The sequence below is a fragment of the Symbiobacterium turbinis genome, from assembly GCF_055383075.1.
This window is the reverse complement of record NZ_AP042433.1, coordinates 3,393,080-3,415,447: the sequence shown is the minus strand read 5'-3', so window position 1 is coordinate 3,415,447 and position 22,368 is coordinate 3,393,080. Positions and strand designations below refer to the sequence as shown.

At 69.4% G+C, this 22,368-nt stretch carries 22 protein-coding genes; 15 read left to right on the top strand and 7 right to left on the bottom strand.

From position 1 onward, the window contains the following. Nucleotides 1-112 precede the first annotated feature (112 nt). The 4 genes from greA to ACZ45O_RS16505 form a co-directional block, all read right to left on the bottom strand. Complete coding sequence (gene greA, locus ACZ45O_RS16520; RefSeq protein WP_464854509.1) at nt 113-595, bottom strand: transcription elongation factor GreA; 483 nt, start codon at nt 593-595, stop codon at nt 113-115. A 121-nt stretch (nt 596-716) separates the two neighbouring features. After that, nucleotides 717-965 (bottom strand): hypothetical protein, encoded by a 249-nt coding sequence (locus tag ACZ45O_RS16515; protein ID WP_464854508.1) that lies wholly within the window; start codon nt 963-965, stop codon nt 717-719. A gap of 115 nt (nt 966-1,080) precedes the next feature. After that, a complete protein-coding gene (locus tag ACZ45O_RS16510) occupies nt 1,081-2,184 on the bottom strand; it encodes a glycosyl hydrolase family 18 protein (protein WP_464854507.1) in 1,104 nt (367 codons plus the stop codon). Nucleotides 2,185-2,344: 160 nt separating this feature from the next. Then, nucleotides 2,345-2,674, bottom strand: coding sequence for a phage holin family protein (locus ACZ45O_RS16505; RefSeq protein ID WP_464857816.1), 330 nt, complete (start codon nt 2,672-2,674; stop codon nt 2,345-2,347). A gap of 138 nt (nt 2,675-2,812) precedes the next feature. Between ACZ45O_RS16505 and rpsT the strand changes: the two genes are divergently transcribed. Further along, the gene (rpsT, locus tag ACZ45O_RS16500; RefSeq protein WP_464854506.1) at nt 2,813-3,088 is read left to right on the top strand and encodes a 30S ribosomal protein S20; all 276 of its coding nucleotides are present in this window, start codon (nt 2,813-2,815) and stop codon (nt 3,086-3,088) included. Nucleotides 3,089-3,159: 71 nt separating this feature from the next. On the opposite strand, the gene holA is transcribed toward rpsT, so the two are convergent. Then, nucleotides 3,160-4,188 carry a DNA polymerase III subunit delta gene (gene holA, locus ACZ45O_RS16495; protein WP_464854505.1) on the bottom strand — a complete coding sequence of 343 codons (1,029 nt, stop codon included), beginning with the start codon at nt 4,186-4,188 and terminating at the stop codon, nt 3,160-3,162. Nucleotides 4,189-4,315: 127 nt separating this feature from the next. Here holA and ACZ45O_RS16490 point away from each other — a divergent pair, with 127 nt between their 5' ends. Beyond that, nucleotides 4,316-5,980 (top strand): hypothetical protein, encoded by a 1,665-nt coding sequence (locus ACZ45O_RS16490; RefSeq protein ID WP_464854504.1) that lies wholly within the window; start codon nt 4,316-4,318, stop codon nt 5,978-5,980. 17 nt (nt 5,981-5,997) lie between these two features. Here ACZ45O_RS16490 and ACZ45O_RS16485 read toward each other — a convergent pair whose 3' ends face one another. After that, nucleotides 5,998-8,469 (bottom strand): DNA internalization-related competence protein ComEC/Rec2, encoded by a 2,472-nt coding sequence (locus ACZ45O_RS16485; protein ID WP_464854503.1) that lies wholly within the window; start codon nt 8,467-8,469, stop codon nt 5,998-6,000. Nucleotides 8,470-8,697: 228 nt separating this feature from the next. Here ACZ45O_RS16485 and ACZ45O_RS16480 point away from each other — a divergent pair, with 228 nt between their 5' ends. From ACZ45O_RS16480 to ACZ45O_RS16435, 10 genes are all read left to right on the top strand, one after another. Continuing rightward, the gene (locus ACZ45O_RS16480; protein ID WP_464854501.1) at nt 8,698-8,898 is read left to right on the top strand and encodes a hypothetical protein; all 201 of its coding nucleotides are present in this window, start codon (nt 8,698-8,700) and stop codon (nt 8,896-8,898) included. Between the two features lie 184 nt (nt 8,899-9,082). Further along, nucleotides 9,083-10,129, top strand: a complete 1,047-nt coding sequence (locus ACZ45O_RS16475) for an ABC transporter ATP-binding protein (RefSeq protein ID WP_464854500.1) — start codon at nt 9,083-9,085, stop codon at nt 10,127-10,129. Beyond that, nucleotides 10,126-10,977: an ABC transporter permease gene (locus ACZ45O_RS16470; RefSeq protein ID WP_464854499.1), complete on the top strand. Its 852-nt coding sequence runs from the start codon at nt 10,126-10,128 to the stop codon at nt 10,975-10,977. The genes ACZ45O_RS16475 and ACZ45O_RS16470 overlap by 4 nt, the downstream gene beginning before the upstream one ends. Next, nucleotides 10,974-11,747 (top strand): ABC transporter permease, encoded by a 774-nt coding sequence (locus tag ACZ45O_RS16465; RefSeq protein ID WP_464854498.1) that lies wholly within the window; start codon nt 10,974-10,976, stop codon nt 11,745-11,747. The genes ACZ45O_RS16470 and ACZ45O_RS16465 overlap by 4 nt, the downstream gene beginning before the upstream one ends. Nucleotides 11,748-11,776: 29 nt before the next feature. Next, nucleotides 11,777-12,886, top strand: a complete 1,110-nt coding sequence (locus tag ACZ45O_RS16460) for a polyamine ABC transporter substrate-binding protein (protein ID WP_464854497.1) — start codon at nt 11,777-11,779, stop codon at nt 12,884-12,886. Between the two features lie 118 nt (nt 12,887-13,004). Continuing rightward, complete coding sequence (locus tag ACZ45O_RS16455; protein WP_464854495.1) at nt 13,005-13,931, top strand: DUF7847 domain-containing protein; 927 nt, start codon at nt 13,005-13,007, stop codon at nt 13,929-13,931. Further along, the gene (locus ACZ45O_RS16450; protein WP_464854493.1) at nt 13,928-14,944 is read left to right on the top strand and encodes a DUF4129 domain-containing protein; all 1,017 of its coding nucleotides are present in this window, start codon (nt 13,928-13,930) and stop codon (nt 14,942-14,944) included. Before ACZ45O_RS16455 ends, ACZ45O_RS16450 begins: the two co-directional genes overlap by 4 nt. A 5-nt stretch (nt 14,945-14,949) precedes the next feature. Continuing rightward, nucleotides 14,950-16,020, top strand: a complete 1,071-nt coding sequence (locus tag ACZ45O_RS16445) for a DUF4350 domain-containing protein (protein ID WP_464854491.1) — start codon at nt 14,950-14,952, stop codon at nt 16,018-16,020. Then, nucleotides 15,998-16,954, top strand: a complete 957-nt coding sequence (locus ACZ45O_RS16440; protein ID WP_464854489.1) for an AAA family ATPase — start codon at nt 15,998-16,000, stop codon at nt 16,952-16,954. The genes ACZ45O_RS16445 and ACZ45O_RS16440 overlap by 23 nt, the downstream gene beginning before the upstream one ends. Nucleotides 16,955-16,968: 14 nt before the next feature. Next, nucleotides 16,969-18,267 carry a DUF58 domain-containing protein gene (locus ACZ45O_RS16435; RefSeq protein WP_464854487.1) on the top strand — a complete coding sequence of 433 codons (1,299 nt, stop codon included), beginning with the start codon at nt 16,969-16,971 and terminating at the stop codon, nt 18,265-18,267. A 91-nt stretch (nt 18,268-18,358) separates the two neighbouring features. Here ACZ45O_RS16435 and ACZ45O_RS16430 read toward each other — a convergent pair whose 3' ends face one another. Continuing rightward, nucleotides 18,359-19,366 carry a stage II sporulation protein M gene (locus tag ACZ45O_RS16430; protein ID WP_464854486.1) on the bottom strand — a complete coding sequence of 336 codons (1,008 nt, stop codon included), beginning with the start codon at nt 19,364-19,366 and terminating at the stop codon, nt 18,359-18,361. A 28-nt stretch (nt 19,367-19,394) separates the two neighbouring features. Between ACZ45O_RS16430 and ACZ45O_RS16425 the strand changes: the two genes are divergently transcribed. The 3 genes from ACZ45O_RS16425 to ACZ45O_RS16415 all read left to right on the top strand — a co-directional run bounded on the left by ACZ45O_RS16425 (nt 19,395) and on the right by ACZ45O_RS16415 (nt 22,341). Further along, nucleotides 19,395-20,153 carry an RDD family protein gene (locus ACZ45O_RS16425; RefSeq protein ID WP_464854485.1) on the top strand — a complete coding sequence of 253 codons (759 nt, stop codon included), beginning with the start codon at nt 19,395-19,397 and terminating at the stop codon, nt 20,151-20,153. A 59-nt stretch (nt 20,154-20,212) separates the two neighbouring features. Beyond that, nucleotides 20,213-21,043, top strand: a complete 831-nt coding sequence (locus ACZ45O_RS16420) for a deoxyribonuclease IV (protein WP_464854483.1) — start codon at nt 20,213-20,215, stop codon at nt 21,041-21,043. Nucleotides 21,044-21,141: 98 nt separating this feature from the next. Then, nucleotides 21,142-22,341 (top strand): response regulator transcription factor, encoded by a 1,200-nt coding sequence (locus ACZ45O_RS16415; RefSeq protein WP_464854482.1) that lies wholly within the window; start codon nt 21,142-21,144, stop codon nt 22,339-22,341. Nucleotides 22,342-22,368: the final 27 nt, after the last annotated feature.

Sequence of the window (22,368 nt, the reverse complement as noted above, 5' to 3'; positions counted from 1 at the left end):
GTCTCAGGGGCCGTACTCCAGTGTACGGACGAGCCGCAGACGTTATGACAAGCGCGAAGAGCGCCGCAGCCCCGACCTGTGCAGGTCGGGGCGCGCCGCCTATGCCTAATTCCTACTTTACGTCGACGATCTCGTACTCGATCTGCCCGGCCGGCGCCTCCACCACCACGACCTCACCCTTGGTCTTCCCCATGATGGCCTTGCCGACGGGCGATTCGTTGGAGATCTTGTTCTTGGCCGGATCGGCCTCCACGGTGCCAACGATGGTGTACTCCAGCAGGTCGCCGTATTCCAGGTCCTTCAGCACCACTGTGGAGCCAAGCCGGATCTTGCCCGCTTCAGCCTCGTCCTCCGCATCGTCCATGATCACGGCGTTGCGCAACGTATTCTCCAGCATCGCGATGCGCCCTTCAACGAAGGCCTGCTCGTTGCGGGCGTCATCGTACTCGGAGTTCTCCGAGAGGTCGCCGTACGACCGGGCTTCCTTCAGGCGCTCCGCCACTTCCTTCCGCTTCACGTTCCGCAGGTAGTCCAGCTCCTCTTGAAGCTGCTGAAGGCCTTCCGGCGACAACACGACCGGCTTGTTCTCTTCCATATCCGTCAATCTCCCTCGCAACCATCCGAATTGAAAAAAAGAAGAACCACGCAGAACACATGCCCGCTGGCTTCGCGGCTATTGTACCTCCGCCGGGAACTAGAATCAAGTGATCTCACTGCTAATCAACCGGCCGCCCCGAGAGCTTTCCCTTCAGCCGCAGCTCCAGCGCCTCCACCGCCTCGCCGTAAAAGGTCACCGGCTCCTGTTCCGGAATGTACAGGGTTGCCTGCCAGCCGCCGAAGAAGCCGGCGACCACGAAGTGGTACCCCTTCCCTCTCACCGTGACCGACTGCGCATCCGCCTCGCCCGGCTCCACCGTGCAGTTCATCCGCCTCGCCAGCTCCGCCGCCAGCTCGTGCAGGGTCATGGGACCAGGCCCCCTCCTGAAGCCAGAATGGTTCCACTAGATTACCACATCGCGCGGGCCGGGTACAGGGGTGAATAGACTGCCCGGTGCGGGTACACGCTAGGGAATACGGCAGCTACTTTTCAGGACTCAGGCGGAACTCGCCGAGGCGGTGCCACCACTCGTCCGGCTCCAGGCCAATCCGCCAGATGGCGATCCCCTTCAGGTTGTACTGGTAGGCCATGCGAAGCTTGGCCTCCAGGCTCCGCTCGTCGGGGAACCAGGCGATGCGCTCCCCCTCGTCGGTGAGGAAGACCGCCTTGTTCTCGCCGGCCACCGGGTCCCACACGACCTCAGCCCCGAACTCGGCCGCGCGGCGCTGCATGCGCCCGGGGCCGTAGGCCGCGTTGGTCTCGGCGCCCAGGGCGGGGTCCAGGGACCATTCGTAGCCGTAAAACGGAACCCCCAGCAGGATCTTCTGCGACGGCATCACGCCGGTGGCGTAGCGGATCACCCGCTCCACCCAGTCCAGCGACGCGATGGGGCCGGGCTCGCCGCCGAGCCAGTGCTCGTCGTACGCCATAATGTAAAAGTAGTCGACAATCTGCCCGATGGCCGCATAGTCGGTGGCGCCGCCCCAGCCCGTGGTCGTGTCAGACGTCTTGGCGGCCGCCGCGACGGAAAGCGTGAGACCCAGCGGCTCCAGCCGCTCCTTCAGCCGGCGGAGGAACTGGGTGTACGCCTCGCGGTCCTCGGGAGGGATGTTCTCGAAGTCAATCTGAATGCCGGCGACGCCCAGCCGGTTCGCCTCGGCGAGCATCGACGACATGGCCCGCTCCTGCACCTCGGGATCCGTCAGGATCAGATGGGCAAGGTCGGCGTCAAAGCCCGCATCGGCGAAATTCCCGAAGAGCAGCACCCGCTTCTGCCGGTTGGTCACGCCCCGGATGAGGTGCTGGTCGCGCCCGACCGCGTTCCCCTCCCAGTCAAAGCCGTAACCGAACACGATCACCTGGTCCATGTGGGGGGCGTTCAGACGCACCGATTCCAGGGAGTCGCCGTCGTAATCCACGTAATAGCCGGCGATCCAGAACCCGTCCCCCGGCGGCGCCGTGTCCAGCGGCCGGTCCGTATACGCCCGGAGCCACAGCGGGTCGAAGGGCGACTGGGGGGCGGTGTACTGCCCCAGCAGAAACCCGCCGGCGCCGGTCGCGAGAAGCGCCAGCACCGCGGCAAGCACCGCCCATCCGGCGCGTCGCCGGGGCCGGTGCGGAGGAGCTGGAATCGGTTGGCTGGCGCCGGGAACGGACATGCTGCATCACCTCAGCGATGGCCGAGGGCGCCGGGGCGCCGTCGGCTGTTCGCAGAATAGGACGGTGTGCAGCGAAAAAAGGTTCGCGTCAGCGGAGTTCGGTGGGAACCACGGCGTCGGCCAGGCCGATGAGGAACGCCGCGATCAGGGCGCCCCACCAGGTGACCGTCAGCCACCCGGGAAAGAGCCACCCGGTCAGGTAGATGATCACCGCCGCGGCGATGAACCCTGCAAAGCCCCGCCCGGCCGGGGAGGCCCCCCGTCCCAACATGGCCTGCGCGGCCCAGCCGAGGCCGGCGATCACCAGCGAGGCAAAGAGCGCGGCCCAGAATCCGTTCACGGCAAAACCTGGCGTCAGCCACGCGACGACCAGGAGCACAATGGCCGACACCACAAAGCGTACGATCGCGCTCACCATCGCGCCGCTCACCTCCGTATCCTGCCCTATAGTTTGAGCGCGCGACAAAACAATTATTCGCGGCGGGATTTCCCTTGCATGCCAGCCGGGGGTATGCTAGAATTCCGATGTTGAATGCCGCTGCTTGGAGGTGAGGAATTGGCTAACACGAAGTCCGCGAAGAAGCGTGCGCTGACGGCCGCGAAGCGTGCCGCGCGCAACAAGATGGTCAAGTCCAGCCTCCGGACGGCAATTCGCAAGTACCGGGAGGCTCTTGGCACCGAGGACGCCCAGGTCCTGCTGAACCGGGCCTTCTCCGCGCTCGACCGGGCTGCGACGAAGGGTGTCATCCACAAGAACACCGCCGCCCGCAAGAAGGCGCGCCTGGCCAGGGCGCTGGCCGCTGCCACCGCCGCCGAGGCTGCGAACGAGTAATACGGGCAGTCCTTCATAGTGTACAGATGCCCCAACCGCCTGTGCGGTTGGGGCTCTTGCCTGCCCGGCAGCTATTCGCCCATCAGCTCGGCGACCACCGTCTCCAGGGTCAGCCGCGGGTCGAACCCTGACTTGATCGCCAGATCCGCCTCCAGCAGCCGCCTGAGGGCCGCGGCGATCTGCGCGCGGTCCACGGTGGCCGCGTGCTCGGCCAGCTTGCCGTAGGCGTAGGGGTGCATGCGCGCGAGAGCCGCCGCCTCCCGGCGGGGCAGCCGCCGCGCGGCCAGGGACTTGACCATCAGAAGCTGGCGGAACCGGTTGATCAGGGCGGCCAGGAGCTGAAGCGGGTGGTCCACCTGCTGCAGCAGCCGCTGCAGCAGGCTCATCGCGCGCGCCCGCTCACGCTTCAGCACGGCGTCGGTGAGGCGGTAGATCTCCGTCTCCGCCAGGTTGGCCACCATGGTCTCCACGTCCCGGGGGCGGATCTCGCCGGCGCGCCCCACGTAGAGCGCCAGCTTTTCCAGTTCGCGGGCGAGCAGGCCCAGGTCGGTTCCGACCCGCTCCACGAGGAGGTGCGCCGCCTGCGTGCCGATCCGCTTCCCCTCGGACTGCGCCCGCTGCTGCACCCACATCACGGCGTCCTCCGGCTTCAGCGGCTGACATTCCACCGCGCCCCCCGCGGCCGTGAGCGCACGGGTGGTCTTCCGCCGGCCGTCCACCGCGCCCGCGAGGAAGAGGAGCACAGTGGAAGGCACGGGCGCCTTCAGGTAGTCGAGGAGGGCGGCGTCGCCTGCGTCGCCGGAAGCCTCATCGTCAGAGGCCGCCCTGCGCCGGGGCGCGATGGCGGGGCAGTCCTTCACCACCACCAGCCTGCGATCCGCGAAGAAGGGCTGGGTCTGGGCGAGACTCAGGGCCTGCGTCAGCTGGTCGGGCCCGGGCTCCAGCACGTGGAAGTTGAAGTCGGCGGTCTCCGGCCGCACGATCGCATCGCGCAGCGCGCGGTAGACCTCCTCCACGAGGAAGGACTCCTCCCCGTAGACGAGGTAGACCGGCCGGAGCCGACCTTCGCGGATCTCCGCCAGCGCTTCGTGGTAACGCAACGCAGTGCCACTCCCTCTCCGTCATCTGCAATGAACGATTCGGGAACGAGGCCCGGCCTCCCTGCAGGAGCGCCGGCGCCCGAAAACGAATCTTAGAGCCATCTCATGTCCGACAGGGGGCGATCATGTGCGCCGCGGCCCGGCCGTCCTGCTGCTCATTCTCCTTCTCTTCGGCGCGGCGTACGGCGCGTGGCACGCCGCGGCTTTCGGCTATGCGCAGCTCGCCGCCTTCCAGCCGGCCGCAGCCCGCGCCGAGCGGCCCGCCGCGGGATCGGCCCCCCTGGCCGACCGGGTCGTGCTTCTGATCATCGACGGGCTGACGCCCGACCGGGTCTACCGGCTGCCCTCGCTGGACTGGCTGAGGCGGCGCGGCGCCGCCTACCGGCTGGACGCCCCTGGCACCGACGGCGCCGCAGACCTGATGCCCGTCCTGCTCAGCGGCGCGCCCCCCGCCCGGGGCGGGTTCGCGGCGGACGCAGCTGCGGACCGGCCTGTGATGGACAGCCTTGTGCACGCCGCCGCCCGGAGCGAGGTCTCCGCAGGCGGGGCCGGCGGCCCGGTCCTGGCGGCGCTGGCAGAAGGCGCGCTGTCGCCGTGGCACGACGGCGCGAACCTGGGCGAGCTCGAGGCGGCCGTGCAGCAGATGCTGGAGCCCGGCGGTCCGCGGCTCATCATCGTGCAGGCAGGAGATCTCGCGGCGGACGGCGTGGATGACGCGGCCCTGGCCGAACTGGACCGCCGCCTGGTCTCGCTGCTGGACCTGATCGACTGGCGGACCACCGCGCTGGTGGTCGCGGGTACGCCCGAGGGCCGCTCGGCCGGACCCGCAGGCCCCCCGCTCATCCTCGCGGGCAGCGGCGTTCTCGCCGGCGGCGGGGGCGACGCGACCATCTACGACGTGGCCCCCACCGTCGCGGCCCTGGCCGGGCTGCCCGCGCCCGTCTCCCCGCGGGGGAAACCCATCGTGAGCGCGCTGGACATTGAGGGGCGGCCGCTGGACGCCCTGACGCAGGTGCACCTCACCTCCCGCCGCGCCTGGGCCGCTGCGGCCCTGGCGGCTTATGGCTCGCCGGAGGAGCTGCCGCCGGTCCCGGCCACGGCCGTGGAGGGGGCCGCGTACCTGGAGCGGATGGAGCAGCAGGTGAGCGCCGCGCGGGAGGCCTGGCTGAAGGAAGGCGCGCTGGACCGGCTGCCTTACCTCGGGCCCGGCCTGCTGCTGGCGCTGCTCTACCTCCTCATAGTCTACCGCAGCCCCTCCGGCGCCGCGGCGTTCCGGGCACACCTTACCTATCTCGCCCTCTTCCACGCCCTGTTCTTCGCGCTGGGGGGAGCGTACGGCCCGCGGGCGGCCGGCCTGGACGGCCCGTGGACCCTCGCGGCGCTGCGGTACGCGCTCGCGGCCGCGGCGGCCGCTCTGCTGGCGGCCTACGCGGCAGGCTTCGCGCTCTCGCGCCGGGACTACCGGAAGCCGCGGTACGTGGCCGCCGCCGGCCTGCACGCGGCCCTGAGCTGTGCGGCGCTGCTCGCGCTGCCGGTGGGAGGCGTGGTGCTGCTGGTCGGCTGGGAGTTCCCCGTGGCCCTGCCGCCGGCCGGCCTCTGGGTCTGGTTCTTCGTCACCGCCCTGCAGGTGATGGTCATCGGCGCCCTGGCCCCCGTGTGGGCCTTCGCCACCGTGCAGGCGGCCCGCTTCGCCCGCCACCGCTGGCCCCCGCCCGAGGTGGGCGACCCCGAGATCAACGCGGACAGGGTGGTGCGGATGAAGGCCCTGCGCCGTGCGCGGAAGCGCGGCTGAGACCGCCGCTGAGCCGATCACCACGCGCCGATCAGGCGGCCGCCCCAGGGCGGGAGCGGCCGCGCTTTCGCGCCTTGGGGCCGCCCGCCGCTGCCCTCCACCCGGACCCGGAAACCGTCTGTGCGCACCGTCACCGTCCCGTGCCGGTCCGTGCGCCAGACCTCGGCCCCGGCGTCTCGCAACCGGTCCAGCACGTCGCCGTGGGGATGGCCGAAGGGGTTGCCGCTGCCTGCGGAGATGACGGCGTACCGCGGGCGCACAGCCCGGAGAAACCGTTCGGTAGTCGAAAAGCGCGAGCCGTGGTGGGAGACCTTCAGCACGTCGGCCGAGAGTGCGTGCTCCCGGTCCACCAGCCGCTCCTCCGCGACCCCCTCCAGGTCGCAGGCCAGCAGAAAGGCGACCTGCCGGTATACGACCCGCAGCGCGATGCAGTTGGCGTTGTCATCGGAGCGGCTGCCGGCGATCGGCTCAGCCGGGGGGCCCAGCACCTGCAGGGCGACGCCCTCCCCCAGGGACAGGACCTCCCCCTCCCGGGGAACCCGCACCGGCACGCCCAGCTCGGCGGCGGCCTCCAGGGCCGCCGCATGGCGGGACTCCGGGGCGGAGGTCGTGCTCACGAGCACCTGCCCCACCGGCACCGCCCGCAGCACGGCCTCCGCGCCGCCCACATGGTCAACGTCAGGGTGCGTGAGGACCAGAACCTCCAGGCGGCGCACCCCGGCCCGCTTCAGATGGGGCACGACCACCTCTCTCCCCGCGTCGAAGCCGGGGCTGCCGGAACCGACCCGGTAGGCCGGGCCGGCGTCGATCAGCGCCGCGCGCCCGCCAGGCGCGCGCACCAGGATGGCGTCCCCCTGGCCCACGTCCAGAACCGCCACTTCGAGGCGGTCGGGCGCACCTGCCAGCGCCATGCGCCAGGAAAGGGCCGCTCCCGCCGCCGCCACGGCGACCAGCAGCCACGCGGCGGGGGCCGTGGCCCAGCCTGCCCGCAGGCGAGCCCACACCCCGGTGCAGGTATCCGCCGCCAGCCTCCGGGCTGCCGGCACGGCCACCAACGCCAGCGCGCCGTACCACCCCAGGACCCATCCTGTTGGCAGCCTCCCCACGGAGAGGTGTGCAAGCGGCAGCGCCGCCAGGGCCTTCACCAGGTACACCAGCCCGGCCAGCGCAACACGGCCCAGGCTCCCCAGCAGCCACACCGCGGGCGGGACGAAAAGCCCCAGGAGCACCGCCGCCAGGCCGAAGGGCACCAGCCAGCCCACGAAGACGACCACCAGCAGGTTGGCGAGGGGCGCGATGGGCGAGAAGGCGCCGAATGCGTGCAGGCTCAGCGGCTCCACCAGCGCCTGTGCCGCCAGCGTCACAGCCAGCCCGGCGGAGAGCCACACCGCCGCCCGTTCGGGCAGGGCCCGGGCCAGCCGCGGCGACAGCCATTCCTGGATCGGCCGGGCCAGGAGCAGGATGCCCAGGGTGGCCCCCGCCGAGAGCTGAAAGCCCAAGTCGAAGAGCATCCCCGGCAGCGCGGCCAGGAGCAGGGCGGCGGCGGCGCCGAGGGTGTTCAGGGCGTCCCGCTCACGCCCCAGGATGTCCCCGGCCAGAACCAGCGCGGCCATGAGCCCGGCCCGCAGCACCGAGGGGCTGGCGCCGGTGAGGAACACGAAGAAGGCCACCACGGGGATGGCCAGGGCCGCGGCGGCGGCGCGCCCCAGCCCCGCCCGGTAGAGGAACCAGAGCAGGGGCATCACCAGCATGGCGACGTTGCCGCCGCTCACGGCCAGCAGGTGGAAGACGCCCGTGGCGCGGAAGGCGTCCTCGATGTCTGCGGGCAGGCGGGTCCGGCTCCCGAACAGCAGGCCGGCCATGAGGGCCGCTTCCCGCTCGGGCAGGGCCTGGTAGAGCACCCCCTCCAGCCGCAGCCGGGCAGCTACGGCGGCCCGCCGGAACGGGTCGAGCCTGCCCGGGCCCAGCCGCTGCACCGGGCCGGACTCCATCGCCAGGTAGACCGACTGCCGCGCCAGGTACGCGGCCTGGTCGAAGCCCCCAGGGCGGCGCGGCCCACGGGGCGGCGTCAGGGTGCCCGACGCCGCGACCCGCTCGCCGTAGGCGGGTTCGGGCCCGCTACGCTGCGTGACCCGCACCCTGCCCCGGGCCGGCAGGCCATCAACCGACTCGGCCGCGACGATGTACGCGACGCTGCCGCCCGACTGCAACGCGGGCTCGCTCACCACCGTGCCGACCACGGTCACCCGCTCGTCGGCCCACGCGGCGAGGTTGCCGCGGCCCAGCGTCTGCACATAGGCGTAGCGCGCCGCCCCGGAGAGCACGACGGCGGCAAGGAGCAGCGCGCCGCTCCTGCGCCCCGCGAGCAGCAGCCCCAGCAGCGGCACCAGCGCCGCCGCGCAGACCGCGGGATGGGGCCGCACCCACTCCGCGACCAGAATACCCCCAGCGAAGGCCACCGCGATCGCCAGCGCCGGACGAAGGTGCACGGCCAGCCCTCCGAAATCCATTTTATGGAATTCTTCGCCGCGCCCCCGCCTTCTCCTGCTCTGGCCCCAGGCCGCATACCCCCGGGAAGGATGGTTGATTTTAGGGCATTGGGGCTATATGCAGCCCGACCGGGCAACCACTAGAATAAAGGTAGGAATTGATCCGCGAATATTAGTTCGAGATTTCACGAACGCAGAAAGCGCGGCTCATGATGGGAGGCGATCGGTATGATCTTCCAGGTAACACCCGACACCCACGCGCTGCTCTGCCTTCTCATCATGGCCCTGGCGTTCATCGCGACGATGGTGATCGTCGACCTGCCGCCCCCCGCCGAGACGGGACGGCCTCGGCGCCACGCACGTCGGGCTCACCACCGCAGAAGGGCCCACCTGCGGGTCATCAATCCCCATTCCGTGGCAACCAGATGAGAACACAGCGGCCCGCGGCCGCCAGCCTGCGCTGGCGGGCGTTTTTTTTCACGTTTACGTGCCTCACTTGAAGGAACCTCTCCCCCCAGGGACGAATGATGTTGGCTGGCGTGTGGCTCTGCCGGACCGGCAGAGCCGGCACGCCCCAACTCTTGGAGAAAGGCGTGAGGTCGCTACGAACAATATGGTCGAGTTTCGGGGCGTGTCGAAAAGGTTCGATTCGACCGTAGCCCTTAACGAACTTACCCTCGAAATTCGTCCGGGCGAGTTCCTGACGCTGCTAGGGCCCAGCGGCTGCGGGAAAACCACGACCCTCAGGCTGCTGGCCGGGTTTGAGGAGCCCACCTCCGGTGAGATCTGGCTGGCGGGCCGACCGGTTCAGGGACTCCCAGCGTACAAGCGACCCGTCAATACGGTCTTCCAGCACTACGCGCTCTTCCCGCACATGACCGTATTTGACAACGTCGCGTTCGGCCTGCGCATGAAGAAGGTGCCTCCGACGGAGATTCGGCGGCGGGTCGCCGAGGCTCTTGAGGTGGTGCGGCTGGGCGACCTGGGTCGCCGGCGTCCTCATGAACTCTCCGGCGGACAGCAGCAGCGGGTCGCGCTGGCGCGCGCCCTTGTCATGGAGCCGAAGGTGCTGCTGCTGGACGAGCCGCTCGGGGCCCTCGACCTCCAGCTCCGGCGCGCGATGCAGGTGGAGCTGAGGCAGCTCCAGCGAAACCTCGGTGCGACCTTCCTTTACGTGACTCACGATCAGGAGGAAGCGCTCGCGATGTCAGACCGCATCGCGGTCATGCGAAACGGCCGCGTGGAACAGATCGGAACGCCCGAGGAGGTGTACCTGCGCCCGGCTACCCGCTTCGTGGCGCAGTTCCTGGGCGAGGCCAACCTTCTGGAAGGTGAGGGCGCGGCCAGCGGGCGCCTGCGGTGGGGCGACTACCACCTGCAGGTGAGCCGCCACCTGCAGCCGGGCAGGACGACGGTGGCCCTGCGCCCCGAGCAGGTGCAGGTGCGCTGGCCCGGCTCGACCGAGCCCGTGGGGCCGGCGGAGAACCGGGTGCACGGCATTGTGGCCGAGCGGCTCTTCGTGGGCACCGGCACCCGCCTGATGGTGGAGGTGGCCGGCCGCCGCCTGGCTGCGCTGCTGCCGGCGGGTCCCGGTCCCGACATCGGCGACCAGGTGGAGCTCCGCTTCAGCGCGGAGGACTGCGTGGTGGTGGCCCCATGACCCGGCGGCACAGCTGGGCCATGCTGGCCCCCACGGTGGTCTGGCTGGTGGCCCTGGTGGCCGCCCCGCTGGTCCTCATGCTGGCTTACAGTTTTGCCTTCCGCATCGCGCCCGACTCCCCCTGGCCGGAAGGGTTCACACTGACCCACTACACCCGGCTGCTGGATCCGCTCTACCTGCGCATCTTCCTGCGCTCGCTGGTGCAGGCCGCGCTGGCCACGCTGTTCTCGCTGCTGCTGGGCTACCCGCTGGCCTACTACATCGCCCGCAGCCCGCTGCAGCGGCGGGGCAGGCTGCTCCTCCTGGTGGTCATCCCCTTCTGGACCAACTTCCTGGTGCGCACCTACGCGCTGATGGTGCTCATGCGGGCGCAGGGGGTCATCAACTCGCTCCTCATGGCAACAGGGCTGATCCACGAACCCCTCCCCCTCCTCTACAATGAGCTGGCGGTGCAGGTGGGGCTCGTCTACACCCTGCTGCCCCTGCTCATCCTGCCGCTGTACGCCAACCTGGAGAAGCTGGACGAGCGCCTCCTGGCCGCGGCGCAGGACCTGGGGGCGAGCCCGTTCGCCGCGTTCTGGGCGGTCACCTGGCCGCTCTCCCGTCCGGGCGTCCTGGTCGGCTCGATGATGGTCTTCATCTCCGCATTCGGCATGTACCTGGTTCCCGATCTCATGGGCGGCGCCCGCTCGATGATGATCGGCAACCTGATCCAGAACCAGTTCCTGCAGGCCCGCAACTGGCCCTTCGGCGCGGCCATCGCGCTGACGCTGACCGGCGTGGTGCTGGTGGTGGCGCTGCTGGTGCAGCGGGCCGGGCGGCTGGACGGCGGGGAGGTGAAGCAGTGAAGCGGAGCGGCGGCTGGCTGCGGCTGCACGCCGCACTGGTCTACGGCTTCCTCTACCTGCCCATCTTCCTGCTCATTATCCTCTCCTTCAACAGCTCGCGCACCAGCGCGGTCTGGAGGGGCTTCACGCTGGACTGGTACGTGCGGCTCTTCCACAACCGCCTGCTGTGGGAGGCGGTCAAGAACAGCCTGATCATCGCCGGCGCCACTGCGGTCATCGCGACCGCTCTGGGTACGGCGGCGGCGCTGGCCCTGCACCGGCGCCGCGTCCCCGGCCGGCTCTGGATCGAGGGGCTGCTCTACGTGCCCCTGGTGCTGCCCGACATCGTGCTGGGCGTGGGCGCCCTGGTGCTGTTCACGGCCCTGGGAATCTCCCTGGGGCTGGGCACGATCCTGGCGGCGCACGTCGGAACCTCGATCTCTTATGTGGTCCTGGTGCTGAGAGCACGGCTGAGCGATATGGACGAGCGGCTGGAGGAGGCAGCCCGCGACCTGGGCGCCACCCCGTGGCAGACCCTGCGCTACGTGACGCTCCCCCTCCTGATGCCGGGCATCATCGCCGCCGTGCTGCTCTCCTTCACCCTGTCGCTGGACGACTTCATCCTCTCGTTCTTCACCGCGGGCCCCGGGTCCACCACCCTGCCCCTGCGGATTTACGGGATGATGAAAACCGGCCTGACACCTGAGGTGAATGCCCTCTCCACCATCATGGTGCTGATCACGGGCATCGCAACCACCCTGTACCTGCGGCTCACCGAGAACCGAATCTAGTCTAGTTGCGTTGCGGGAGGAAGAGCGGGATGAAAAAGCGTGTGGGGTTCGTGATGGCCGCGGTGCTGCTGGCGGCCGCGGCGCTTTCGGGATGCTCGGTCGGGGGGAGCACGGGCAGCGCATCCGACCTTCCCCGGCCCGAACGGGATCCGAGTGTGGACATGAGCCGGCTCTCGGCCGAGCTCAACGTGTTCAACTGGACGGAGTACCTGCCGCAGTCGGTCATCCGCGAGTTCGAAGAGCTCTACGGCGTGCGGGTCAACTACGACACCTACTCCAGCAACGAGGAGATGCACGCCAAGCTGAAGGCCGGCGCTTCGGGCTACGACCTGGTCTTCCCCGAGATCTACATGGTGAAGGTGCTGCGGCGGGAGGGGCTGCTGGCGGAGATCGACCACGCCAACGTCCCCAACCTGAAAAACCTGGACGACCGGTTCCGGGGACTCGAGCACGACCCGGACCTGAAGTACTCCGTGCCCTACGTGTGGGGCACCACGGGGATTATCATCAACACCCAGAAGATCAGCCCCGACCAGATGCAGTCGTGGGACGACCTGTGGAACCCCGACTTCCAGGGGAGGCTCGTGATGCCGGACGACGCCCGTGAGATGGTCGGCATCGCCCTGCGCACCGAGGGGCACGGGCTGAACACCACCGACCCGGATGCCCTTCAGACGGCGAAGGAGAAGCTGAAGGCCCTGAAGCCCAACGTGAAGGCGTTCAACAGCGACAGCCCCAAGGACCTGCTGCTGGGCGGCGAGGTCTGGGGCGGCGTGGTGTGGAGCGGCGAGGCGGCCCTGGTGATGCGGGAGAGCGAGGACTACCAGTACATCCTGCCGCCCGAGGGCGTGACGATGTGGATCGACAACGTCGCCATCCCGAAGGACGCGCCGCACAAGTACACCGCCGAGGTGTTCATCAACTTCCTGCTGGACCCGCTGGTCAGCGCCCGCATCTCAGCCGAATACCCCTACGGCAACCCCAACAAGGCGGCGCTGCCCTACATCGCCGCGGAGGACCTGGCGAATCCGGCCATCAACCCGCCGGCGGAATGGCTGAGGAACGCGGAGTCGCTGGACGACCTGGGCGACGAGATGAACCAGGTGTACGATCAGATCTGGACCGAAGTGAAGGGCTGATGCACGCGGGGAGCGGACGACCGCTCCCTGCTTCGTTCGTGCAGAAATGCGGGCAGGATCTCGTCGTTAGAGTTAGAAGCTTAATAAGATCCCGGCCGTTTGCGAAGGAGGTCCTGCTATGTCCATCCATCTGCCGGCTTCAGCCGATACCGTCCTCAAGCCCCGGGACCTGGGCCAGATCCTGGACCAGACCTTCCGGGTTTTTGGGCGCTCATGGCGCTCGCTGCTGCCCATCGGGCTGATCGCCGCCATACCCGGTTTCCTTACCTCGCTCTTCATGCTGTGGGCGACGCCCGGCATGGGCGCCACGATGTTCGGCAACCCCCTGATCAACATCTTCGCCGCCGCCGAGCTTGGCGACTTCTCCGGCCTGATCACACTGGGCTGGCTGATGCTCCTCTACCCGGTGGCGTTTCTGCTGCTCTACCCGCTCTACAAGGGCGCGCTGATCGACGTCGCGGCCCGCGCCGTGCTCCACATGAATCCTGTGTCGCTGGGCGAATCGTTCCGCGTGGGGGCCGCCCGCTACGGGTCGATGCTGGGGGCATACGTGCTCCTCGCCCTGCTGTGGATCGTCGCCATTCCCGTGCTTGCCCTGGCCGGGCTGGTAGTCCTGGCGTTCATTACCATTCCCGTGGGTCTGATTGCCCTCGCAACGTTCACGGTGTTCACGGGCCACGCCGTGCTCATCGAGCAGAAGGGCGCCGGCGCGGCGCTCGCCCGCTCCTTTGAGCTGGTCAAGTCGCGCTTCTGGCCGCTGCTGGGCACGGGCATTGTCTTCACCCTGCTCGGCACGGTGCTCAGCTACATCGTCGTGGGGCCCTTCAGCTTCGTCGCCGGCATCGTCGCAGCCGCAACCGGTTCCCTGGTGCCCATAGCCCTGACCTCCCTCATGGAGGGGCTGGTGGCCACCGTCATCACCCCGTTCATGGCGGTTGGCCTCACCCTGGTCTACTTCGACACGCGGATCCGCAGGGAGGGTTACGACCTGGAGACGATGGCCCAGCAGCAGGCGGAGGCAGGCCCCCCAGGTTTCCAGCCATGAGGCGTGTGCTCATCGTCTTCGCTCTGCTGCTCTGGCTGCCGGCCGCAGCGGCAGCGGCCCCGGTTCCGGCCGACGCGTACCTCGACCGGCTGCACGAGGCCTTCGCGCTCCTGGCGGACGCCGAGCTGCACGCGCAGCTCGGCGAGGGAGCCGACGCAGAGCAGATGATCCGCGCCGCCGCCGACCTGCTGGAGGGCGTGGAGCAGGTGGAGTCCGGCGCGGGGCGGGCAGAAGTCGACCTGACGGACCTGGTGGAGGCCCTGGGGGCGCTGGATGGGGATCCCGCCGCCGTGAAGGACACCCGGCGCGCGCTGGAGGAGCACCTGCATGCCGCCCGCGAGCTGCTCGCCGCCGAACCCGTGCAGGCCCCCGGCGCACGCGCCGTTCTCGATCGGGCGCTCACGGAGGTGGCCGGCCAGTCGTTCCTCCAGCGGGCTCGTGAGTGGTTCTACGGCCTTTTCTCCCGGCAGATGGACCGGGTGGACCTGGGCCCCCTGCCCCCGTTGGCATTCTGGATCGGAGGCGCCGTCGGCGCGCTGGCGCTGGGCTGGGCGGGGTTCGCCCTCTACCGCAGCCTGACCGGCCACGGCGCGGGCAGGGAGGGGGTCTGGCGGGGCGATTCCGGTCCTGCAGCCGACCGCCCACCTTCGCCGCCGGAACTGCTGCAGGCGGCGAAGGAGGCCGCGGGCCGCAGCGACTACCTCGGCGCCGTGCGGCTCGCCCACCTGGCCCTCCTGATGCACCTGGACCGGCTCGGGGCCATCCACTACCAGCCCTCGCAGACCAACCGGGAACACGAGCGGCAGCTGGCCCGGCAGCGCCCGGAACTGGTTCCTGCGCTGCGGAGTCTGCACGACCTGCTGGAGGGCTGTCTGTACGGCGGCCATCCGGCGCGGGCCGATGAGTTCCGGCGGGCGGAGTCGCTGGTCATGCAGCTCTGGCGAGAGGGGGATGCGCTATCCGGAAGCGCAGCGGTGACGCCTGGCCGGTCATCGTCGGCCTCGTCGCACTGATCTTCGTGGCGGTCCTGCTGGGCGGAGACGCCCAGGACCGCGCCCGGCTCGCGCCGGCGGGCTCGTCATGGGCGCAGTCCCCGGAGGGGCTTTCCGCCATTTACGCCGTCCTCGACCACCAGGGCTCGGCCCGCCGCTGGACCCTGCCGCTGGACCGGCTGGACGGCACGGTGGCCCGCCTCGTCGTGTGGAACGTGGACAGCCTGGAGCCCGACGAGGTGGAAGCCCTGGAGGACTGGGTCGCCGAGGGCGGAACGGCCCTCCTGGGCGGGCGGCTGGCCGGGTTGGGCGGCTCCGTGCGCCCGGCGGTCCAGGGCTCTGCGCGCCCGGTCGCGGCCCACCCGGCCACTGCCGGGATTCAGTCGGTCTCGGTGGGCGGCGGACGCTTCCGCGACGCGCCCCCGGAGCGCCTGGTCCACCTGAAGGATGAACAGGGCCGGCCCGTGCTGGTATCGTGGCGGGTGGGCCGGGGCCGCATCTTCTGGTCTGCGGACACCGAGTGGCTGAGCAACGCCCGCATCGGCGAGGCGCAGAACCTGGAGCTGGCCCTGCAGGTGCTGCTGCCGCCTGACGGCGGTCAGGTCGCCTTCGACGAATACCACCACGGCTTCACCTCGCCGACCCACTGGTGGCAGATCCTGCGGGAGTCGCTACAGGCCTTCGGCCTCCTCCTGGCGGCGGCGGTTGCCCTGCTCTTCTGGTCGTACGGCGCCCGCTTCGGGTCGCCCCTGCCCGCGCCGGACCGCCCGCCGAGAGCGGCCGTGGAATACGTGCACTCCATGAGCCGGCTCTACCGCAGGGCCGGGGCTCGCGGCGCCGTGCTGCGGGCCCTGCACCGATCGCTCCTGGCACGGCTGGGCCAGCTGACGGGCGGCGTTCAGGGACTCAGCCATGCTCAGATCGCCGAGCGCGCGGCGCCCCGCTGCGGCGTGCCCGCGGAGGAGATCGAGCGACTGCTGGACCGGACCGCCAGCGCGAATGCTTTCCCGCCCACCGACGCCGAGCTGATTGAGCTGGCCCGGAAGGCGGAAAACCTGCAAAGGAGAATGGAGCATGCCGGTTACCGCGACGGTTGAGACGCTGCGCCGCATCGAGGCCGAGCTGCGGAAGGTGATCGTCGGCCAGGAACAGGTGATGGAGCAGATTCTGGTGGCCCTGCTGGCGGGCGGCCACGTGCTGATTGAGGGCGTGCCCGGCCTGGCGAAGACCCTCCTGGTGCGCAGCCTGGCGCAGGCCCTGGGGATCGGCTTCCAGCGCATTCAGTTCACGCCCGACCTGATGCCGGCGGACGTGGTCGGCACCACCGTCTTCAACCCCAGGGACCTCACCTTCGAGGTGAAGCGGGGCCCGGTCTTCACCAACCTGCTGCTGGCCGACGAGATCAACCGCACCCCGCCCAAAACCCAGTCGGCCCTGCTGGAGGCCATGGAGGAGCGGCAGGTAACCCTGGACGGGCAGCCCCATGCGCTGCCGGAGCCGTTCATGGTCATCGCCACGCAGAATCCGATCGAGTACGAGGGCACGTACCCCCTGCCCGAGGCGCAGCTCGACCGCTTCCTCATGAATATCCAGATGGACTACCCGGCAGCGGAGGAGGAGCGGGCGATTCTGGAGCGCCACTACCGGGGCTTCCGCGCCCAGGAGTTGGAGCGCGCGGGCATCGAACAGGTGCTGGACGCCCGAGGGCTGCTGGAGCTGCGGGCAGCGCACCGCAGCGTGAAGGTGGAGGCCGAGGTGCTGGACTACATCAACGGAATCGTGCGGGCCACCCGCGAGTGGTCGACCCTGGCGGTGGGCGCCAGCCCCCGCGGGGCCGTCGCCCTGCTGGTCTGCGCGCAGTCGCTGGCCCTGCTCAGGGGGCGTGACTACGTGGTCCCCGACGACATCAAGGAGATGGCCAGGCCGGTGCTGCGCCACCGGGTGATCCTCCGTCCCGAGGCCGAGGTCGAGGGGGTGCAGGCCGACCAGGTGCTGGAGCAGATCCTCCAGTCCCAGCCGGTCCCGCGCTGATGAAAACCCATCGCATGATCACACGGTTCAGCCCCGCGCCCCGCCTCCCCCTCCTGCTCGCGCTCGCCGCCCTGCCCGCGCTCCTGCCGGGGCTGCTCTGGCTAAGCCTCGCCCTGGCGGCGCTGCTCGCGGGCGTCGCCCTGGCCGACCTGGCCGCCTCCCGCCGGACTATTGAGGCAGTGCGCCACGTAAGCAGCCCCCTCTCGCTGGGGGAGGCCAACCCTGTCGGCCTGTCCTTCCGCTGCCTCAGCGCGCCGGTCGCCCTCGAGGTGCTGGACGACCTGCCGCTTCACATGGAGCCGCCGGACCGGTGGCCGGTGGTGCGGCTTCAGGAGGGGGCCTGGGTGGAGGCCGGTTACCGGGTGAAGCCCGGGCGGCGCGGTCGGTACGCCATCGGCCCGCTCCACGGGCGGTATCGCTCGCCCCTGGGGCTGTGGCGCCGCACCATCACGTGGCCCATCGTCGACGAGGCCCGGGTATACCCGAACCTCATGGCGGTCCGTCAATATGAAGTCGCCATCCGGCAGGGCCGGCAGATGGAGGGGCTGAAGCGCGCCCGCCTGCGCGGGGCCGGGACCGAGTTCGAGTCGCTGCGGGAGTACCAGGACGGGGACGAGTTCCGCGCCATCAACTGGCCGGCCTCGGCCCGCCGGGGCGGTCTGGTCACGAACCTCTACCAGGTCGACCGCTCCCAGCCCATCATGCTCCTCATCGACGCCGGCCGGCTGATGATCCCGCACATCCGGGGGCTCTCGCGCCTGGACTACGTGCTGAACGCCGCCATGCTGCTCGCAACGGTGGCGGCGGAGCGCGGGGACCAGGTGGGGATGATGCTGTTCGGCGGCGAGGTGAAAGCGTTTGTGCCGCCCCGGAAGGGGCGGCGGCAGGTCATGGCGATGCTGGAGTCCATCTACGACGTCCAGCCGGAGCAGGTGGAGCCCGACTACGGCCGCATGCTCGCCTGGTTCCGGACCAGGCACCGCAAGCGGTCGCTGGTGGTGCTCTTCACCGACCTCATCGACCCGGAGATCAACCGGGGACTCACGGCCCACCTGTCCTCCATGGCCGCCCGCCACCTGGTCCTGGTCGTCACCCTGACCGACCCCGCCCTGCTCGAACTCAGCCGGTGCATGCCGTCCGACACGCAGCAGGCCTACGAAAAAGCCACTGCGCTGGAGGTCCTGGCGCAGCGGGCCGAAACCCGGGCCAGGCTGCAGCGCAGCGGCGTGCTGGTGATCGACGTGCCGCCGGCGTCGTTCTCGACGGCGGTGGTGAACCAGTATCTGCAGATCAAGGAGCAGGGCCGGCTCTAGGGGCCAGCTTTAGGGGGCCAGCTTTAGGGGGTCAGCTTTAGGGGGTCAGCTTTAGGCAACCAGCTTTATGGGTCGGCTTTAGGGGTCGGCTTTAGGGGCCGGCTCCGGGGGCTGCCCGGGCGTCACGCCCGGCAGGGGCGCCTTCGGGATCCCCCCTCCCCCCCAGCGCCCAGTACGCGATGCCCAACACCCCGGTGACGAGCGCCACACCGTACTTGCCCCACTCGGGGAGGCTGCCCATCGGCGTGATGAACCCCTCGATGGCAGCTGCCACCAGGAAGAAGGGCAGCGAGCCCAGGATCAGGACCCCCGCCCGCCGGGCGCCGGCCGCAAAGGCGGTCCTGCGGCTCAGCCGGCCTGGCGACACGATGGGCCAGCCCAGGCAGAAGCCCGCGGCGCCGGCCAGGAAGATCGCCATGAACTCCAGGGCCCCGTGGGGCAGGATGAGCGCCCAGAAGGAGAAGGAAAGGCCGGCCCGGAAATAGTGGGCGGCGAGCGCGCCGATGATCACCCCGTTGTAGAGGAGCACCAGGGCGGTGCCGATCCCGAGGGTGATCCCCAGCCCGAAGGCCAGCACGCCGACCCGCACGTTGTTGATCAGGATCAGGGTGCCGATGAGGGAGCGGAACTCCACCGGGAAGATTTCGCCGTCCGGGGCGGAGGCCTCATAATGGCGCATCTGCGCCGGCACCAGGGCCTCCGCCAGGTTGGGGTCGAACAGGATGGCAATGAATCCCACCAGCCCGCCAAGCAGCATCAGGGCGGCGGAAAGCAGGAGGGGCCGCCAGGCCCCGCGGACGGTGGCTGGAACGGTGCGGGCGAAGAGCCGCCAGAGGGAGCGCAGCCGCTGCGGCTCCTCCGCGTAGATGAGGCTGTGGGCCCGGGCGACCAGCTGGTTCAGGTAGGCGGCGGCGTGGCCGCCGGGGAAGTAAGTCCGGGCGTAGGCAAGGTCGGAGGCCGCCCGGCGGTAGAGCAGGCCCAGCCGCTCCACCTGCTCCAGCGAGAGCTGGCGGGGCCCTTTCCGCTGAGCCGCGGCCAGAATCTCGTCCAGCTCCTTCCAGGCCCCCTGCCGCTTAGCCACAAACTGGTCTTGATTCACGTGAGAATACCCTCCCCGAGGTGAGCACATGGATCCGATTCGCATCGACACGCCGGAGAGCGTGGACCTGGCGCTGGAGCCAGTCGGTCTCGGCAGCCGCTTCCTGGCGGCGCTGATCGACGCGGTGATCCAGTACGCCGTCATCCTCGCCGTGCTGCTGGTCGCAGCGCCGTCGCTGGCCGTGTGGGCCGAGCTCGGCGCTTACTTCGACCTGATCGGCTCGGCTGTACTGGCAATTCTGCTTCTGGTCGTCGCACTCCTGTTCTTTCTCTACAAACTCCTCTTTGAGGCGTTCTGGAACGGCCAGACGATCGGGAAGCGGGTGGCCGGCATCCGGGTGGTCCAGGTCAGCGGCATGCCGGTGACCTTCCTGCAGGTGGTCATCCGGAACCTCCTGCGGATCATCGATTACCTGCCCTCCTACTACCTCATCGGTTCCATCTGCGTCCTGGCCACCGGCCGCAGGCAGCGCCTGGGCGACCTGGCCGCCGGCACCGTCGTCGTGCGCGACCGCCCGGCGGAAAGGCCCGTCGTGCCCACGGCGCTCTCCCGCCCGCCGCACACCGACCTGAACCGGCTGCGGGAGCACGTGCTGCGGCTGAGTGAGGAAGACCTGCTGCCCGCCCGCGGGTACTGGCAGCGCCGGAACCAGCTTAACGGCCCCCACCGCGCCCGGGTGGCCGAGCAGGTGGCCAGGGGCCTGGCCGTGCGGATGGGCTGGCCCGACCCGCTGCCGCCCATCCCGGACGACTTCATCGAGGAAGTCCTGTACGTGCGGGCACAGTAGGGTTGGAATCGGGTGCCGATGCGCCGGACAAGGTATACTGAACGATTGAGGTGAAGGCGTTGAGACTCGGGTGCCACATCAGCATCAGCAAGGGGTTCCCCAAGGCGGTGGAGAACGCCCACAAGCTGGGCTGCGAAGCGTTCCAGTTCTTTACGAAGAACCCCCGCGGGTTCAAGGGAAAGTCCGCCGACCCCGAAGCGGCGGCACAGGGGCGGGCGCTCATGGCGGAGTACGGCCTGGTGGCCGTCGCCCACGCCCCCTACATCACGAACCTGTCCACGCCTGACCCGGAGCTGCAGGCGATCTCCATCGCGTCGCTGAAGCAGGACCTGGAGAACGCCGAGGCGTACGGCGCCATCGGCTGTGTCTGCCACATGGGCAAGCACGTGGGCGAGGGCGAGGCGTACGGCATGGCGCGCATGGTCGAGACGCTGAACCGGCTGCTGGAGGCCTACACCGGCCCGTGCCAGCTCCTCCTGGAGAACACGGCCGGGCAGGGCACGGAGCTGGGCACCAGGCTTGAAGAGCTGATGGAGGTGCGCAGCCGGGTGGAGCAGCCCGAGCGCATCGGCTTCTGCTTCGACACCTGCCACGGCTTCGCCGCCGGCATGTACCGGCCGGAGGAATGGGAAGACTTCGTCGCCCACGCCCGCAGCATCGGCTACTGGGACCATCTGAAGGCCGTCCACCTGAACGACTCCAAGTTCGACCACGGCAGCCGCAAGGACCGGCACGCCAACCTGGGCAAGGGCTTCATCGGCGAGGCGGGCATCGCGCGGCTCCTGCGTTCCGGCGCCTTCGAGGGGCTTCCCGTGGTGCTGGAGACCCCGGTGAAGGACGAGGCGGAGTACGGCCCGGAGATCGAGTACGCCAGGTCCCTCTTGCAGTAAGACCAGGGTGGCAGCTCCACCCTGGTCTGCGGCTTCCTCAGGGCTGAGCCATCTCCGGGCAGGAACCGGCGGCATCCGGCGAGTCTGCAGTCGAGGAGGTGCTTGCGCTGTACCGGATCCTCATCGTGGAAGACGACAAGTCGATCTCGCAGCGGTTGGCGAACCACCTGATCAAGAATGGATTCGAGGCGATTGCTGCAGACCAGTATGAGGCCATCGACGAGGTCTTCCGGCAGACCGCCCCGCACGTCGTCCTGCTGGATGTCAACCTGCCCCGGTTTGACGGCTACTACTGGTGCAAGCGGATCCGCCGCATCTCCAACTGCCCGATCATCTTCATCTCCGCCCGCGACGGCGAAATGGACCAGGTGCTGGCCATCGAGCAGGGCGCCGACGACTTCATCACCAAGCCGTTCTACTATGACGTGGTGCTCGCCAAAATCCGGAGCCAGATCCGCCGCTGCTACGGCGACCTGGCCGGGTCGCCGCTGGAGAGCGAGCGGGAGATCCATTTCCACGGGCTCACCTTCTACCCGGAGCGGCCCGAGGTCCTCTTCCGCGGCCAGCGGGTCAGCCTGATGAAGAAGGAAGCCGAACTGCTGGGTCTCCTGACCAGCAAGTATCCGCGGTCCGTGACCCGGGACCAGATCCTGGAGCGGCTCTGGGACGAGACGCACTTCGTCAGCGAAAACACCCTGAATGTCAACGTCGCCCGGCTGCGGCGGAGGCTGGACTCGTTCCCAAGACCTTATCCCACAGCCATTTCCGGGCTCGCGATCCCTGCATCCCGCCTGCCACAAGGGCTTCACAAAAGTGCACATTCTTACCAGCCCCCGGGTGCCTCCCGTCAGCGCTCCCCCTCAGATTCATCGACCGTCCATCCGCCACCGCCGCCCAGCCTTGCGACTCCTCCCCGCCCCTGCAACGCCTCCCCACCCGGTGCTCTCCGCCACTGGAACGAATGTGCACTTTTCTCAAGTCCTCGTCCCACGGGCATTTCCGGGATTGCGATCCCTGCATCCCGCCTGCCACAAGGACTCTACGAAAGTGCACATTCTTACCAGCCCCCGGGTACCTCACGCCAGCGCTCCCCCTCAGATTCATCGACCGCCCATCCGCCATCGCTGCCCAGCCTTTCGACCCCTCGGGGATCCCCGAGTCCGTCGTTGCTCCCCACCGCCGCCGACTGTCTGACACACGGCGCCACACCCCGCTGCAGCTCATCCCGCACTCGTGCCCGCCCTCACTGCGCACCCCCATCTCACCGGCATGTAGGATTTTGTTGCTTTAAAGTCTAATAGCTATGGATACCTTATGACCCTGGA